The 14,042-nt window shown below is 72.4% G+C and carries 13 protein-coding genes; 6 read left to right on the forward strand and 7 right to left on the reverse strand.

Going from position 1 to position 14,042, the window contains the following annotated elements; translation table 11 throughout:
* The first annotated feature begins 54 nt into the window (after nt 1-54).
* A complete protein-coding gene (locus ACIBJC_RS04835) occupies nt 55-1,059 on the forward strand; it encodes a Gfo/Idh/MocA family oxidoreductase (RefSeq protein WP_329828024.1) in 1,005 nt (334 codons plus the stop codon).
* 72 nt (nt 1,060-1,131) lie between these two features.
* Here ACIBJC_RS04835 and ACIBJC_RS04840 read toward each other — a convergent pair whose 3' ends face one another.
* The 4 genes from ACIBJC_RS04840 to allB form a co-directional block, all read right to left on the reverse strand.
* Nucleotides 1,132-1,833, reverse strand: a complete 702-nt coding sequence (locus tag ACIBJC_RS04840; protein WP_399287770.1) for a response regulator — start codon at nt 1,831-1,833, stop codon at nt 1,132-1,134.
* Nucleotides 1,830-3,056, reverse strand: a complete 1,227-nt coding sequence (locus ACIBJC_RS04845) for a sensor histidine kinase (protein ID WP_399287773.1) — start codon at nt 3,054-3,056, stop codon at nt 1,830-1,832. The genes ACIBJC_RS04840 and ACIBJC_RS04845 overlap by 4 nt, the downstream gene beginning before the upstream one ends.
* Before the next feature lie 123 nt (nt 3,057-3,179).
* A complete protein-coding gene (gene alc, locus ACIBJC_RS04850; protein WP_399287776.1) occupies nt 3,180-4,340 on the reverse strand; it encodes an allantoicase in 1,161 nt (386 codons plus the stop codon).
* A gap of 2 nt (nt 4,341-4,342) precedes the next feature.
* Nucleotides 4,343-5,719, reverse strand: coding sequence for an allantoinase AllB (gene allB, locus ACIBJC_RS04855; protein ID WP_399287778.1), 1,377 nt, complete (start codon nt 5,717-5,719; stop codon nt 4,343-4,345).
* A 293-nt stretch (nt 5,720-6,012) separates the two neighbouring features.
* Between allB and ACIBJC_RS04860 the strand changes: the two genes are divergently transcribed.
* Nucleotides 6,013-6,825, forward strand: a complete 813-nt coding sequence (locus ACIBJC_RS04860; RefSeq protein WP_399287781.1) for an IclR family transcriptional regulator — start codon at nt 6,013-6,015, stop codon at nt 6,823-6,825.
* Nucleotides 6,826-6,880: 55 nt separating this feature from the next.
* Here ACIBJC_RS04860 and ACIBJC_RS04865 read toward each other — a convergent pair whose 3' ends face one another.
* Nucleotides 6,881-7,198, reverse strand: coding sequence for a DUF5955 family protein (locus ACIBJC_RS04865; protein ID WP_399287784.1), 318 nt, complete (start codon nt 7,196-7,198; stop codon nt 6,881-6,883).
* 283 nt (nt 7,199-7,481) lie between these two features.
* Here ACIBJC_RS04865 and ACIBJC_RS04870 point away from each other — a divergent pair, with 283 nt between their 5' ends.
* The 4 genes from ACIBJC_RS04870 to ACIBJC_RS04885 all read left to right on the forward strand — a co-directional run bounded on the left by ACIBJC_RS04870 (nt 7,482) and on the right by ACIBJC_RS04885 (nt 11,558).
* Nucleotides 7,482-8,156, forward strand: coding sequence for an NTP transferase domain-containing protein (locus ACIBJC_RS04870; protein ID WP_399287786.1), 675 nt, complete (start codon nt 7,482-7,484; stop codon nt 8,154-8,156).
* A gap of 165 nt (nt 8,157-8,321) precedes the next feature.
* Entirely contained in the window at nt 8,322-9,953 is a 1,632-nt protein-coding gene (gene aceB, locus ACIBJC_RS04875) for a malate synthase A (RefSeq protein WP_399287789.1), read from the forward strand.
* A 57-nt stretch (nt 9,954-10,010) separates the two neighbouring features.
* Nucleotides 10,011-10,607 carry a TIGR03086 family metal-binding protein gene (locus ACIBJC_RS04880; RefSeq protein WP_399287791.1) on the forward strand — a complete coding sequence of 199 codons (597 nt, stop codon included), beginning with the start codon at nt 10,011-10,013 and terminating at the stop codon, nt 10,605-10,607.
* Between the two features lie 144 nt (nt 10,608-10,751).
* The gene (locus ACIBJC_RS04885) at nt 10,752-11,558 is read left to right on the forward strand and encodes a chitosanase (protein ID WP_399287794.1); all 807 of its coding nucleotides are present in this window, start codon (nt 10,752-10,754) and stop codon (nt 11,556-11,558) included.
* A 74-nt stretch (nt 11,559-11,632) separates the two neighbouring features.
* On the opposite strand, the gene ACIBJC_RS04890 is transcribed toward ACIBJC_RS04885, so the two are convergent.
* Both ACIBJC_RS04890 and pucL read right to left on the reverse strand, forming a co-directional pair.
* On the reverse strand, nt 11,633-13,009 hold the full coding sequence (locus tag ACIBJC_RS04890) for an 8-oxoguanine deaminase (protein ID WP_399287796.1): 1,377 nt from the start codon (nt 13,007-13,009) through the stop codon (nt 11,633-11,635).
* An 82-nt stretch (nt 13,010-13,091) separates the two neighbouring features.
* The gene (gene pucL, locus ACIBJC_RS04895; protein WP_399287799.1) at nt 13,092-14,039 is read right to left on the reverse strand and encodes a factor-independent urate hydroxylase; all 948 of its coding nucleotides are present in this window, start codon (nt 14,037-14,039) and stop codon (nt 13,092-13,094) included.
* Nucleotides 14,040-14,042: the final 3 nt, after the last annotated feature.

Raw genomic sequence — 14,042 nt, forward strand, 5'->3', positions numbered from 1 at the left:
GGTTGTCAGGACAAAGCCTTGACACGGTGATCAGGGTACGGCCACCTTGGGGCCATGCGCATCGGACTCATCGGCACCGGCCGTATCGGCACCTTCCACGCTGACGTACTCAACCGCCATCGCGATGTCGGATCCCTGGTCGTCGCGGACATGGACGCGGCACGGGCGGCGCGGGTCGCCGAGCGGATCGGCGCCACGGCCGCGCCCTCCGTGGACGAGATCTTCTCGTGGGGCGTGGACGCCGTGGTGATCACGTCGGCGACCTCGTCCCACGCCGAACTGATCAGCCGGGCCGCGCGCGCCGGACTGCCCTGCTTCTGCGAGAAGCCCATCGCCCTGGACCTGGCGGGCACCCTGGCCGCGCTGCACGAGGTGGAGTCGGCGGGCACGGCGCTCCAGCTCGGCTTCATGCGCCGCTTCGACGCGGGGTACGGCACGGCGCGTGAGCTCGTACGGTCGGGGCGGCTCGGCCGACTGCACACCGTACGGGCGATCACCTCGGACCCGGCGCCGCCGCCCGCCTCGTACCTGCCGCTCTCCGGCGGCCTGTACCGCGACTGTCTGGTCCATGACTTCGACATCCTGCGCTGGGTGACCGGGCGCGAGGTGGTGGAGGTGTACGCGACGGGCTCGGACGCGGGCCCCGCGATCTTCGCCGAGGCGGGGGACATCGACACGGCCGCCGCGGTCCTGACCCTGGACGACGGGACGCTCGCGACCGCGACCTCCACCCGCTGCAACGGGGCGGGCTACGACGTACGGATGGAACTCGCGGGCGAGCTCGACCAGTTCGCGGTCGGGCTCGACGACCGTACGCCGATCACCTCGACCGAGCCGAAGGGCCCGCCGGCCTGCGACAACCCGTGGCCGGGCTTCCTGGAGCGGTTCGCCCCGGCGTACGAGGCGGAGCTGGACGCGTTCGTGAAGGTCGTCAACGGTGAGCTGGCGAATCCGTGCGACGGCCGGGAGGCGCTGCACGCGCTGCGGATCGCGGAGGCGTGCGAGCTGTCGCGGAGCGAGCACCGTCCGGTGGCGCTGACGGAGATCGCCGGGGGGTGAGGGCGGGGCCCGGAGTTCGAGGATCCGGGGTCCGGAGTCCGGGGGCCGGAGCGGGGGCGCGCTCCGGCCCCTTCAGAACTCGCCGCTGTCCGGGGCCAGGTCCGCGTCGTGCACCAGCAGGGCGATCTGGACCCGGTTGTTGAGGTCGAGCTTGGCCAGGATGCGCGAGACATGGGCCTTGACGGTGGGGACGCTCATGTAGAGACCGGCGGCGATCTCCGCGTTGGACCGGCCGAGGCCGACGGCGAGCGCGACCTCCCGCTCCCGCTCGCCGAGGGTCGCGAGCCGGTTCGCCGCGCTCTCCCTGCGGCCGGTGGCGGCCTGTTCCGCGCCCGCCCCCGTGCCCCCGCCCGGACCCGCCACGTGAGTCATCAACTGGCGGGTGACGGCGGGCGAGAGCACCGGGTCACCGGCCGCTACCCGCCGTACTGCGGTGACGATCTCGGCGGGCGGGGTGTCCTTGAGGACGAACCCGGCGGCCCCGGCGCGCAGCGCGCGTACCACCTGTTCGTCGGCGTGGAAGGTGGTCAGCACGAGGACCTCGGGGGCGCCCGGGAGACGCCGCAGGGTCTCCGTGGCGGCCAGCCCGTCCATGACGGGCATCCGGATGTCCATGAGCACCACGTCGGGCGCGGTCCGTTCGACCAGCGCGGCGACCTCGGTGCCGTCGGCCCCCTCCCCCACGATCTCGATGTCGTCGGCGCCGCCGAGCATGAAGGTCAGTCCGGCGCGGACCAGCGGGTCGTCGTCGACGATGATCAGCCTGATGGTCATGCGGCCCACGGTAGCCAAGCGCGGACGGCGAAGCCGCCGTCGCCCGTCGGTCCGTGCTCGAACCGGCCACCCGCCAGGGCGGCCCGCTCCGTCAGTCCGATCAGTCCCTGACCCGAGCCGGGGACCTTCTCGACCGCGCCGGTGGGCGCGGCGTTGCGGACCTCGACGGTGAGCCCGTCCCCCGGGCCGCCGCTGACCTCGACGGTGGAGCCGGTTCCCGGCGCGTGCTTTCGGGCGTTGGTCAGCGCCTCCTGCGCGATGCGGTACGCGGTACGGCCGACGGCGGCGGGCACGGCGGCCGGATCGTCGACCCGGTTGTCGAGGTCGACCGCCATACCGGCCCTGCGGGACTCGGCGATCAGCTCGTCGAGCGTGACCAGGGTGGGCTGGGGCCGGTCGGTCTCGTCGCCGTCCGGTGCCCGCAGCACCCCGATGATCATGCGCAGGTCCTGGAGGGCGTCGTGCGCGCTGTCCCGGATCACCCCGGCCGCCCTGGCGACCTCGGGCGCCGGGGCGCTGGGCCGGAACTCCAGGGCGCCCGCGTGGACGCTGAGCAGCGTCAGCCGGTGCGCGAGCACGTCGTGCATCTCGCGGGCGATGGCCTCACGGGCGAGCCGCTGCGCCTGCTCGGCGCGGAGTCCTGCCTCGGCCTCGGCGCGCAGCGCCCGCTCGCGCAGCGCGACGACGAGCTGGCGCCTGGACCGTACGAGCATGCCCCAGCCGACCGACAGCAGGAGCAGGACCACGGTCGCGACGAGCAGGAAGGTGAGGGAGGAGGTCGGATCCGGGCGGATGTACACCTGGGCGAACCCGGTGACCAGGGCCACCGCGCCGACGATCACCACGGGCCGGAAGGGCCGGTGCACGGCCACGCAGAACACCGCGACGAGCGAGGCCCCTCCGGCGAGCGGGGCCACCATGCTCACGACCGACAGCACGATCGCGAGCTCCACCGGGCGGCTCCGCCGCAGCCACAGGGAACAGCAGGCCAGGAACCCGGCGATCAGGTCGAAGGCGTCGACCAGCTCCGGGTTGTGGGCCTTCTGGAGCGTCTCGACGGCGAGCAGCCCGACGCCCGCGGCGACGACGAACATCAGTGTGTCGATGATCCAGTCGCGCACCGTACGGCGCGGCCGGGCCCTGCCGCGGTCGCCGGGCAGCTCGGGACCTCGGGGATCGATCATCTCCGAGGGGAGCAGCCAGGGGTAGTCCGTACGTGTCATGCCACCCAATTTACGCAGGTGGCGGGCGGTACGGTCGCCGGTGCGCGGCGGAAGCTACCAAAGTCGCGCGACTCCCGGCTTTCGTCACGCGGCCCCGACTTTCGCCGGTCCCGGCCGCCGTCCTCAGCCGCCCAGTTCCCGGTGGCGGGCGGCGAGGCGGGCCGCGCCGCCTTCCGTGAGGGAGCCGAAGAGCCGGAGCCGCGAGATCCCGCCGTCGGGGTAGATGTCGATGCGTACGTCGGTCGCGAGGGCGGGGGCGGCGAGGACGAAGCGGTGGTTGGTGTCGGGCTGGAGCCGGGTCCTGGGCAGGATCTCCGTCCAGCCGTCCGCGTTTGCGGCCGTACCCCGGTTCGCGCCCGCGTCGCGTACGGAGAGGGTGGCCCAGCCCGCCGCGTTCCCCTTGAGGTACGCCGTGTCGATCTCGACCGCCCGGATCTCGCCCTGTCCGGCCAGCCGGTAGCGGATCCAGTCGTTGTCCAGGTCGCGGCGGCGCCTGGTCTCCCAGCCGTCGTCCATCTGCCGGGAGCGGCCCGGGCCGATGGTGTTGGCCGGGGGCGAGTAGAAGCGGTCGGAGGCGTCCTCGGCGGTGCCGCCGTTCTCCAGGGCGAGCAGGTCGAACGTACCGAGCGCGGCGAGCCACGCCGGATCGGGCGCGACCTCGCCGTGGACCCGCAGCCGGGCGATCCCGCCGTCGGGGTGCTGGTTGACGCGGAGATGGGTGAAGCGCCGCTCGGCGTCGACCGCGAAGCCGTTGGCGGCGTGGCCGCCGACGGCGGTACGGGGCACGAGCACCGTCCACGCGACGCCGGGGTCGAGCAGCTCCTCCGGGGACGGGGAGCCGGGCAGCGAGACGGCCTCGACGGAGACGGACTGCGGGTAGTTGCCGCGGAAGTGCGCGGTGTCGACGACGATCCCGCGGATCACCCCGGGCGCGCCGAGCCGGACCAGCGCCCAGTCGTGGTCCTCGGGGGCGGGGTGCGGCCGGCCGGCGGCTCCGCCGCGCCTGCGCCGGGTCTCCCAGCCGTCCATGATCTTGCCCTTGTGGCCGAAGTGCTCCGGGTCGAAGACGGCGGGCCCGGGCCTCAGCATGTTCTCGCGCTCGGCGAAGAACTCGTCGTTGGCGGCGAGCACCCCGGCGCCGAGCCGCCGGTCGGCGAGATCGGTGAGGTGGGTGAAGGGGAGGTCCGCGGTGCGGTAGTCGGCGTACGGGTCGCCGCCGCCGTACGGGCGGGCGTCACCGGTGAAGGTGGCTTCGGGCACGGCGGGGGGCGGAGCGTCGGACACGGTCAGTTGTTCCTTTCGAGCAGTCGGCCTGAGGGTTCGGCGAGGACGCCGTCGTGGAGGATCCGGGTGCCGCGCAGCCAGGTCGAGACGACCACACCGTGCAGGGTCCTGCCCGCGTACGCCGTGACCTGGTTGCGGTGGTGCAGTCCGGCCGGGTCGACGGTGAAGGTCCGGTCCGGCGCGAGGACCGTGAAGTCGGCGTCGCGGCCCGCCTCGATGGCGCCCTTTTGGGACAGTCCCGCGAGGGCGGCGGGGGCCGTCGACATCCAGCGCGCGACATCCTCAAGGGTGTGGCCGCGCCGGCGGGCCTCGGTCCAGATCGCGGGGAGGCCGAGCTGGAGCGAGGAGATGCCGCCCCACGCGGAGGCGAAGTCGGGGGTCTTGAGGTCGGCGGTGCAGGGCGAGTGGTCGGAGACGACACAGTCGATCGTGCCGTCGGCCAGCCCCTGCCAGAGCGCGTCCTGGTTCGCGGCCTCGCGGATCGGCGGGCAGCACTTGAACTCCGTGGCCCCGTCGGGGACCTCCTCCGCGGTGAGGGTGAGGAAGTGCGGACAGGACTCGACGGTGATCCGGACGCCCTCGCGCTTGGCGGCGGCGATCCGCGGCAGGACGTCCGAGGACGAGAGGTGCAGGACGTGCACCCGGGCGTCGAGCCGCTTCGCCTGGGCGATCAGACGGGTGACGGCCGCGTTCTCGGCGGCGCGCGGCCGGGAGGCGAGGAAGTCGGCGTACGCGGGGCCGCCGCGCGCGGGGGCCGCGGCCAGCTCGTGCGGGTCCTCGGCGTGCGCGATCAGCAGCCCGCCGAAGCCCGCGATCTCGGCGAGGGCGTGGCCCAGGCGCTCCTGGTCCAGCTCGGGGAACTCCTCGACGCCGGACGGCGACAGGAAGCACTTGAAGCCGAAGACCCCCGCGTCGTGGAGCGGGCGCAGGTCCTGGGCGTTGTCCGGTACGGCGCCGCCCCAGAAACCGACGTCGACATGGGCCTTGGTGCGGGCCACGTCCCGCTTGACCGCCAGGTGTGCGACGGTCGTGGTGGGCGGCAGCGAGTTGAGCGGCATGTCGATCAGCGTGGTGACACCGCCGGCCGCGGCGGCGCGGGTGGCGGTCCAGAACCCCTCCCACGCGGTGCGGCCCGGGTCGTTCACATGGACATGGGTGTCGACGAGGCCGGGGAGCACGACGTCGTCCCCGACGTCCTCGACCACGGCCGTCCGGTCGGTGGCGCCGGGCGGGAGGTCGTACGCGGCGCCGGGCGGGGGCTCCGCGTCGTACGGCAGTACGGCCGAGATCCTGCCGTCGGCGACGGCGATCGTGGCGGGCCGCGTCCCCTCGGGGGTGATGACGCGCGTCGACCGCAGCAGCAGGCTCACCTCGGGCACCCGTACTCCTCACTGGCCTCGTGGGGCTGGCCCCACGAGGCGCGATTCAACGAACTGTTGAAGAAGTCTTCACTCCGGACCGAAGCCCGTCAAGGCCATCGGGACCGCCAATGTTTCCGCGAAGTGAAATACTGTTTTCACCAGCCAGAACACCCTACCCAGCCAAGGCGACCGTGCACACCCCGGACAAACACCACCTGACCGGCAGAGACGTCTCATCCCCGGCCCCCTCCCGATCGCCGGGGCCGGTATAGGCTGCTTGCTTGTCCGCCCGCCCCGAAAGGACCGTTGACGTGCCGTCGTCCAGCGCCAACAGCACCGACGCCGCCAGATCCGCCTCCGGCAACGGTGGCGTCCAGTCCCTTGAGCGCGCCTTCGACCTGCTCGAACGGATGGCGGACGCGGGCGGCGAGGTCGGACTCAGCGAGCTCTCCGCGACCAGCGGCCTGCCGCTGCCCACCATCCACCGGCTGATGCGGACCCTGGTGGCCTGCGGCTATGTGCGCCAGCAGGCCAACCGGCGGTACGCGCTCGGCCCGCGTCTGATCCGCCTCGGCGAGTCGGCGTCCCGGCTGCTCGGCACGTGGGCCAGGCCCTATCTGGCGCGACTGGTCGAGGAGACCGGCGAGACCGCGAACATGGCGCTGCTCGACGGCGACGAGATCGTGTACGTCGCGCAGGTGCCGTCCAAGCACTCGATGCGGATGTTCACCGAGGTGGGCCGCCGGGTACTGCCGCACTCCACGGGGGTGGGCAAGGCCCTGCTGTCGCACATCCCGCCGGAGGAGGTACGCGCCCTGCTGGCCCGTACCGGCATGCCGGCCGCCACCGAGAAGACGATCACCACACCCGACGCCTTCCTGGCGGCGCTGGAGACGGTGCGCCGCACGGGGTACGCGATCGACGACAACGAGCAGGAGATCGGGGTCCGCTGTCTGGCGGTCCCGGTGCCCGACTCCCCCACCGCCGCCGCGATCTCCATCTCGGGGCCCGCGGGCCGGGTGACGGAGGAGGCCACGGACCGGATCGTGCCCGTACTGCTGGAGGTCGCGCGCGACCTGTCGGCGGCGCTGGCGAACACGGCGGCGCAGCAGGCGCAGGGCTGACAGCGGGGCGCGACCGGGGAGCCGCGGGGCCGGCGGGACCGGCCCCCCTGGCCGGTCAGCGGGGGCGCGGCAGGTCCCCGAAGAGGTCGACGGCGCTCCGTACGCCCATCAGCGCCGGTCCGAGGGCGCTGACGGAGCCGATCGAGCCGACGATCAGCAGCAGGGAGCGGCGCATCCGGGCGTTCTCGGGGGCGCCGCTCGCCACCATCGCGGCGAGCGCGGCCAGTTCGTCCTCGGCTATCGCGCGGTCCCTGAACTCCGACGGGTAGACCGCCAGTTCGCGCCGGAGTCGGGACACGGCGGCGCGCAGCCCCGTGATCCTCGGGTCCTCGCCCTTCTCCGCCACCGGCGACTTCCCCACGCTCCGCAACAAAACTCCCCCTATGCTTTTCTGCCCTGCGCCCCACGGCATTTCTCCGTTCCGGGCGCGACTTCGTACTGGTAGGACCATTCCCCTTCGGCGGTGGTCAATCGCCAAGGTCCGCGGGCAAGTTAACGCCATCGCGCAGGGTAGGCGCCACTCCACGGACCGAATACGGCGGGAAGACGGCCGGAATGCGAAAGGAATTCCTGGTGATCACCGGCGCACGCGGAACATTCACCGCGCGGAGGGGTGCGATGGGGCGCGCGGGGGCGCGGTGCGGTAAGCAGGGCTCATGCCAGACACCTACGGCGCGGACGCGCACATGACGGAGGCGTACGAGGGCACGGAACCGGTCGCGGGGCTGCTGCTCGCCGCGGGCGGTGGCCGCCGGCTGGGCGGACGGCCGAAGGCGCTGCTGGAACACCGGGGCCGCCCGCTGGTGGAGCACGCGGCGCGCGCCCTGCGCGAAGGGGGGTGCGCGCCGGTGCATGTGGTGCTGGGGGCGTCCGCGCCGGAGGTACGGGAGCGGGCGGTGCTGCCGGGTGCCGTGCTGGTCGACAACCCCGGGTGGGCGGACGGGATGGGGTCCTCGCTGCGCGCGGGGCTCGCCTCGCTGGCGGGCACGGACACCCGGGCGGTCCTGGTGCTGCTGGTGGACCAGCCGGGGATCGGCGCGGCGGCGGTGGCCCGGGTGGTGGCCGCGTGCCGGGGCCCGGAGGCGCTGGTGTCGGCGGCGTACGACGGGAGGCGCGGCCACCCCGTGGCGTTCGGCGCGGACCGCTGGGCGGAGATCGCGGCGGACGCGACGGGCGACCGCGGGGCACGTGCCTATCTGAAAGCGCGCGAACGCGAGATCGTTCTGGTCGAATGCGGGGATGTCGCCCGGCCGTACGACATCGACACGGAGGAGGATCTGGCCCATCTTGAGCAGGTGTCACCCCGGAGAGCGGCGACATCGACGGAGTGAGGACACCCACAACGGAGCGAGGACATCAACAAAGCATTGAAGTTCCACCATGAGGAAACTATTATCCACAGGTCAGAAGCGCCCGACACTTCGAACGGTGCGCTCGATACGCCGGCCGTCACGGCGCCACCGCCGCCCGCGCCGCTCGTGAAGGAGTGACAGCTCATGTCCGCACCAGCGCCCTCCCCGCTGGCCATCGTCGACGCCGAACCCCTGCCCCGTCAGGACGAGGTACTGACCGATGCGGCCCTCGCGTTCGTGGCGGAGCTGCACCGGCGGTTCACCCCCCGCCGTGACGAGCTGCTCGCCCGCCGCGTCGAGCGCCGTGCCGAGATCGCCCGTACCTCCAGCCTGGACTTCCTGCCGGAGACCGCGTCCGTGCGCGAGGACGACGACTGGCGGGTCGCACCGACGCCCGAGGCGCTCGACGACCGCCGGGTGGAGATCACCGGACCGACCGACCGCAAGATGACGATCAACGCGCTGAACTCCGGCGCGCGGATCTGGCTCGCGGACTTCGAGGACGCCTCCGCGCCCACCTGGGAGAACGTGGTCCTCGGTCAGCTCAACCTGATGGACGCCTACCGGCGCCGCATCGACTTCACCGACCCGCGCACGGGCAAGTCGTACGCCCTCAAGGACGCGGCGGACCTCGCGACGGTCGTGATGCGCCCGCGCGGCTGGCATCTCGCGGAGCGCCATCTCGTGCTGGACGGCGAGCCGGTGCCGGGTGCGCTGGTCGACTTCGGGCTGTACTTCTTCCACAACGCCCAGCGGCTGATCGAGCTGGGCAAGGGCCCGTACTTCTATCTGCCGAAGACGGAGTCGCACCTGGAGGCGCGCCTCTGGAACGACGTGTTCGTCTTCGCCCAGGACTATGTGGGCGTCCCGCAGGGCACCGTCCGGGCGACGGTGCTGATCGAGACGATCACCGCGGCGTACGAGATGGAGGAGATCCTCTACGAGCTGCGCGACCACGCCTCCGGGCTCAACGCGGGCCGCTGGGACTATCTCTTCTCGATCGTGAAGAACTTCCGTGACGGCGGCGCCAAGTTCGTCCTGCCGGACCGCAACGCGGTCACGATGACGGCGCCGTTCATGCGCGCCTACACCGAACTCCTCGTCCGCACCTGCCACAAGCGCGGCGCGCACGCCATCGGCGGCATGGCCGCCTTCATCCCGTCCCGGCACGACGCCGACGTCAACAAGGTCGCGTTCGAGAAGGTCAGGGCCGACAAGGACCGCGAGGCGGCCGACGGCTTCGACGGCTCGTGGGTCGCCCACCCGGACCTGGTGCCGATCGCCATGGCCTCCTTCGACGCGGTCCTGGGCGACCGCCCGAACCAGAAGGACCGTCTCCGCGAGGACGTCTCCGTCGCCGCGGGCGATCTGATCGCCGTCGACTCCCTGGACGCCCGGCCCACGTACGAGGGCCTGCGCAACGCCGTCCAGGTCGGCATCCGCTACATCGAGGCGTGGCTGCGCGGCATGGGCGCGGTCGCGATCTTCAACCTGATGGAGGACGCGGCCACGGCGGAGATCTCCCGCTCGCAGATCTGGCAGTGGATCAACGCGGGCGTCGAGGTCGGCCACGAGGGCGAGACGCTCCGCGTCACCCCGGAACTGGCCCGCACCCTCGCCGCCGACGAACTGACCGCGATCCGCGCCGAGATCGGTGAGGAGGCCTTCGCGGCGGGCCGCTGGCAGCAGGCCCACGACCTGCTGCTGACGGTCGCGCTGGACGACGACTACGCGGACTTCCTCACGCTCCCGGCGTACGAGCAGCTCCGCGGCTGACCGGACACTCGGCGTGGCGTTCGATGAGTTCGGGCGGGTCCGGCGGTCTACTTCGGTATGGACACACACAAGAAGCCGGAACCGCTCGATCTCGGTCCCGCGTGCCAGGAGACGGCCCGGGTGGTGGGCGGTGTCGCGGAGGAGCAACTGTCCGGGGTCACGCCGTGCCCCGCGTACGCGGTACGGGAGGTGCTCGCGCATCTCATGGGGCTGACCGTCGGGTTCCGGGACGCCGCGCGCAAGAAGCTGGGGCCGACGACCGACACGGCGCCCGGTAGCGCCCCGCTCGTGCTGGACGAGGACTGGCGGGAGACGCTGCCCCGGCGGCTCGACGAACTGGCCGCCGCGTGGCGGTCGCCCGCGGCGTGGGACGGGGAGACCCGGATCGGCGGGGTCGATCTGCCGGGGGCGGTGACCGGGCTGGTGGCGCTCAACGAGGTACTGATCCACGGCTGGGACCTGGCGCGGTCCACCGGGCAGCCGTACGCCCCCGCCGAGGCGGGGCTGCGGGCGTCGTACGGGATGCTGTCGCAGGCCGGTCCCGGGGCGTCCGACGTGTTCGGTCCGCCGGTGCCGACGGCCGAGGACGCCGCGCTGCTCGACCGGGTGATCGGCCTCAGCGGCCGGCGCCCCGACTGGCGTCCGGGGGCCTGACCGATGGCCGGGGGCCTGACAACGCCCCCGTACAGCAGGGTGCGTACCCCGTCCACCACCCGTACCGGACCATCCGGGACCCTCCCGTAATCTCGGTGGCAGGCCGGTGCGCGCAGGGCACACCAGGGGGAAAGGTCCGTTCACGTGATCCACGCGCTCCGCCGCACGCTGCGCCGCCTCCTGCTGCCGCTCCTGGCCCTCTGCGTCGCGTGCACCCCCGCCGAAGGGGCCTCCGTCGATCTGGACGATCCCGCGAAGAAGGAGATCGCCATGCGGCTGGTCTCCAGCGCGGAGAACTCCTCGCTCGACTGGAAGGACCAGTACGACTACATCGAGGACATCGACGACGGCCGGGGGTACACCGCCGGTCTGGTCGGGTTCTGCAGCGGCTGCGGCGATCTGCTGCGGGTCGTCGAGCGCTACACGCGGGCGCGGCCGGACAACGCGCTGGCGCGTTTCCTGCCCGCGCTCCGTGCGGTGAAGGGCGGCGACTCCCACGACGGGCTCGGCACCGCGTTCACCACCGCGTGGCGGAAGGCGGCCGACGACCCCCGGATGCGGACGGCCCAGGACGAGGAGCGCGACCGGATCTACTTCGCCCCGGCCGTGGCGCGGGCGAAGGCGGACGGGCTGGGGGCGCTGGGGCAGTTCATCTACTACGACGCGTATGTGATGCACGGTTACGCCGACGCGAAGGACACGGTCGGTTTCCGTACGATCCGCGCGAAGGCGCTCGCGAAGGCCGCAGCCCCGGCGCGCGGGGGCGACGAGACGGCGTATCTCGACGCGTTCCTGGACGCGCGGGTCACCGCGATGCGCGGCGAGCGGGGCCACAGCGACACGAGCCGGATCGACACCGCTCAGCGCGTCTTCCTGGACGACGGCAACCTCGGTCTGCGTACCCCGCTGGCCTGGAAGGTGTACGGGGACTCCTACCGCATCGACCGGTAGCGCGCCGAACACGGCGCCGGTGGCCGGGGGGTCCGGTCGAGGGCCGTCCCTCTCGACCGGACGTTCCGGTGGGATCAGCCGTCCGCGGCGATCCGTGCGAGGCGGCGGGCCTCGCTCCTCGTAGCGCGGGCGAGTTCGTCCTCGTCCACGGTGGTCAGGTGGTTGTCCTCGACGACGGCCTTGCCGTCGACCAGGGAGAGCGTGACGGGGGCCGCGGCCCCGAGGACCAGCGCGGTCACCGGGTCGGCGATGGAGGCGTGGGCCAGCGTGTCCATCTTCCAGAGGACGAGGTCGGCGAGCTTGCCCGCCTCGATCGAGCCGATCTGCTCGGCGCGGCCGAGCACCTGGGCGCCGCCGTACGTCCCGAGACGCAGCGCCTGACGGGCCGTCATGGCCCGTTCCCCGTGGGCGCCTAGGCGGTTGACGAGCAGCGTGTTGCGCAGCTCGGTGTGGAGTTCGCCCGCCTCGTTGGAGGCGGTGCCGTCGACCCCGAGGCCGACCGGGACACCGGCGGCGAGCAGGTCGGGGACGCGCGCGATCCCGGCCGCCAGACGGGCGTTGGAGGACGGGCAGTGGGCGACCCCGGTGCCCGTGCGGGCGAAGGCCGCGATGTCGGAGTCGTTCATGTGGACGCAGTGGGCCATCCACACGTCGGAGCCGAGCCAGCCGGTCGACTCGAAGTAGTCCGTCGGCCCCATGCCGAACAGTTCCTCGCAGAACCGCTCCTCCTCGACCGTCTCGCTGCCGTGGGTGTGCAGCCGTACCCCCTTGCGGCGCGCCAACTCCGCTCCCTGCCGCAGTAGTTCGGTGGAGACGGAGAAGGGCGAACAGGGCGCGACGGCGATCTGGGTCATCGCGTCGAAGGACGCGTCGTGGTGGGCGTCGATGGTCTCCTCGGTCGCGGCGAGCGCGCCGTCCAGGGACTCGACCGCGAAGTCCGGGGGCAGCCCGCCGTCCGACGCGCCGCGGTCCATCGAGCCGCGGGCGAGCGTGAACCGTATGCCCGTCCGCGCCGCGGCGCCGATGATCGCGCCGGACAGATCGCCGGAGCCGCGCGGAAAGACGTAGTGGTGGTCCATCGCGGTGGTGACACCGCCGCGGGCCATCATCGCGAGGGAGCCGCCCGCCGCCGCGCGGACCATCGGCTCGTCGATGCGCGCCCAGGTCGGGTAGAGGGCGACCAGCCAGTCGAAGAGGTTGTGGTCGGTGGCGAGGCCCCGGGTGATCCACTGGTAGAAGTGGTGGTGGGTGTTGACCAGCCCGGGGGTGAGGAGATGGCCGGTGCCGTCGACCCGGCGGACGACGCCCTCCAGCCCCGAGGGGGCGGGGCCCGCGCCGACGGACTCGATCCGGTTGTCCGCGACGACGACATGGCCCGAGGCGTACTCGGTGTCGTGGGCGTCCACGGTCGCGATGGCGCAGTTCTCGATGACAATGCGTGACGTCGCCACGGCGGTTCCTCTCACGGGCTCACGGACCATCGGGCTGACGGACTATCGGACTGACGGACTGGGAGCGGGTGCGCGCGCGGGCTCACAGGTGGGTCAGCTCCGCCGGTATGCCCGGCTCCGCCCCGTCCCGCAGGACGGTGGCCTCGATCAGGCCGTACGGCCGGTCGGCCGCGAGGTAGACCGCTCCGTCGCCGGTGTCGTTGGTCAGCCCGAAGGGCGACAGATCGGCCAGGAAGTGGTGCTTGTTCGGCAGCGAGAAGCGGATCTCGTCGATCTCGGCACGGTGGTCGATGACCCGCGAACCCATCTGGTACAGGGTCTGCTGGAGGGAGAGGGAGTACGTCTCGGCGAAGGCCCGCAGGATGTGCTCCTTCGTCCGCGCGTACGAGGTGTCCCACTCCGGCGCGGACTCCTCGCCGCCCGTCCAGCCGTAGCGCCACCGCGCGGAGACATCGGTGGCGAGGATCCGGTCGTACGACTCCTGGAGGGTCGTGTACTTGTCCTTGGCGTATCCCCAGAACTCGGAGTGGGTCGAGTTCAGTACGGTCAGGTCCTTGAGGCCCGAGACGACCTGCCAGCTCTCGCCGTCGAAGGTGATCCGGGCGACGCGCGTCTCCTGGCCCCTGCGGACGAACGAGTGCCGGGGCTCGTCGCCCGCATCACCGCCGGCCGCCGTGATGCGCTCCCAGGCGTACTCCTCGATCCGGATGCACGCCCGGTGGATCGACTCCTGGCTGGTCACGAAGTGCCGGGCGAGATGGATGCCGAACTGCTCGGCCGACTCGATGCCGTACTCCTTGGCGAACGCGTACACCGTGTTCTTGGTGGTGTCGGTCGGCAGCACATGGGCGTTGGAGCCGGAGTAGTGGACGTCGTCCATGTCGCCTTCGAGCGCGACGGAGACGTTCAGGTCCTTGATGTGGTGGGTGGCGCCGTCCCTCGTGATCCGGACGACGCGGTTCTCCGCCTTGCCGTACTGGTTCTGGCCGAGTATCGCCGGACGGCCCGCGGGGGTGGAGAGGTCGGTCATGAC

Source organism: Streptomyces sp. NPDC050509 (assembly GCF_044457965.1).
Classification (GTDB): Bacteria; Actinomycetota; Actinomycetes; order Streptomycetales; family Streptomycetaceae; genus Streptomyces.

Excerpts from the sequence above, each read along its gene's own strand:
- ACIBJC_RS04840 (WP_399287770.1), bottom strand. The coding sequence starts at position 1,833 with ATGACCATCAGGCTGATCATCGTCGACGACGACCCGCTGGTCCGCGCC.
- aceB (WP_399287789.1), top strand. The coding sequence starts at position 8,322 with ATGTCCGCACCAGCGCCCTCCCCGCTGGCCATCGTCGACGCCGAACCC.
- ACIBJC_RS04845 (WP_399287773.1), bottom strand. The coding sequence starts at position 3,056 with ATGACACGTACGGACTACCCCTGGCTGCTCCCCTCGGAGATGATCGAT.
- ACIBJC_RS04870 (WP_399287786.1), top strand. The coding sequence starts at position 7,482 with ATGCCAGACACCTACGGCGCGGACGCGCACATGACGGAGGCGTACGAG.
- ACIBJC_RS04880 (WP_399287791.1), top strand. The coding sequence starts at position 10,011 with ATGGACACACACAAGAAGCCGGAACCGCTCGATCTCGGTCCCGCGTGC.
- ACIBJC_RS04835 (WP_329828024.1), top strand. The coding sequence starts at position 55 with ATGCGCATCGGACTCATCGGCACCGGCCGTATCGGCACCTTCCACGCT.
- pucL (WP_399287799.1), bottom strand. The coding sequence starts at position 14,039 with ATGACCGACCTCTCCACCCCCGCGGGCCGTCCGGCGATACTCGGCCAG.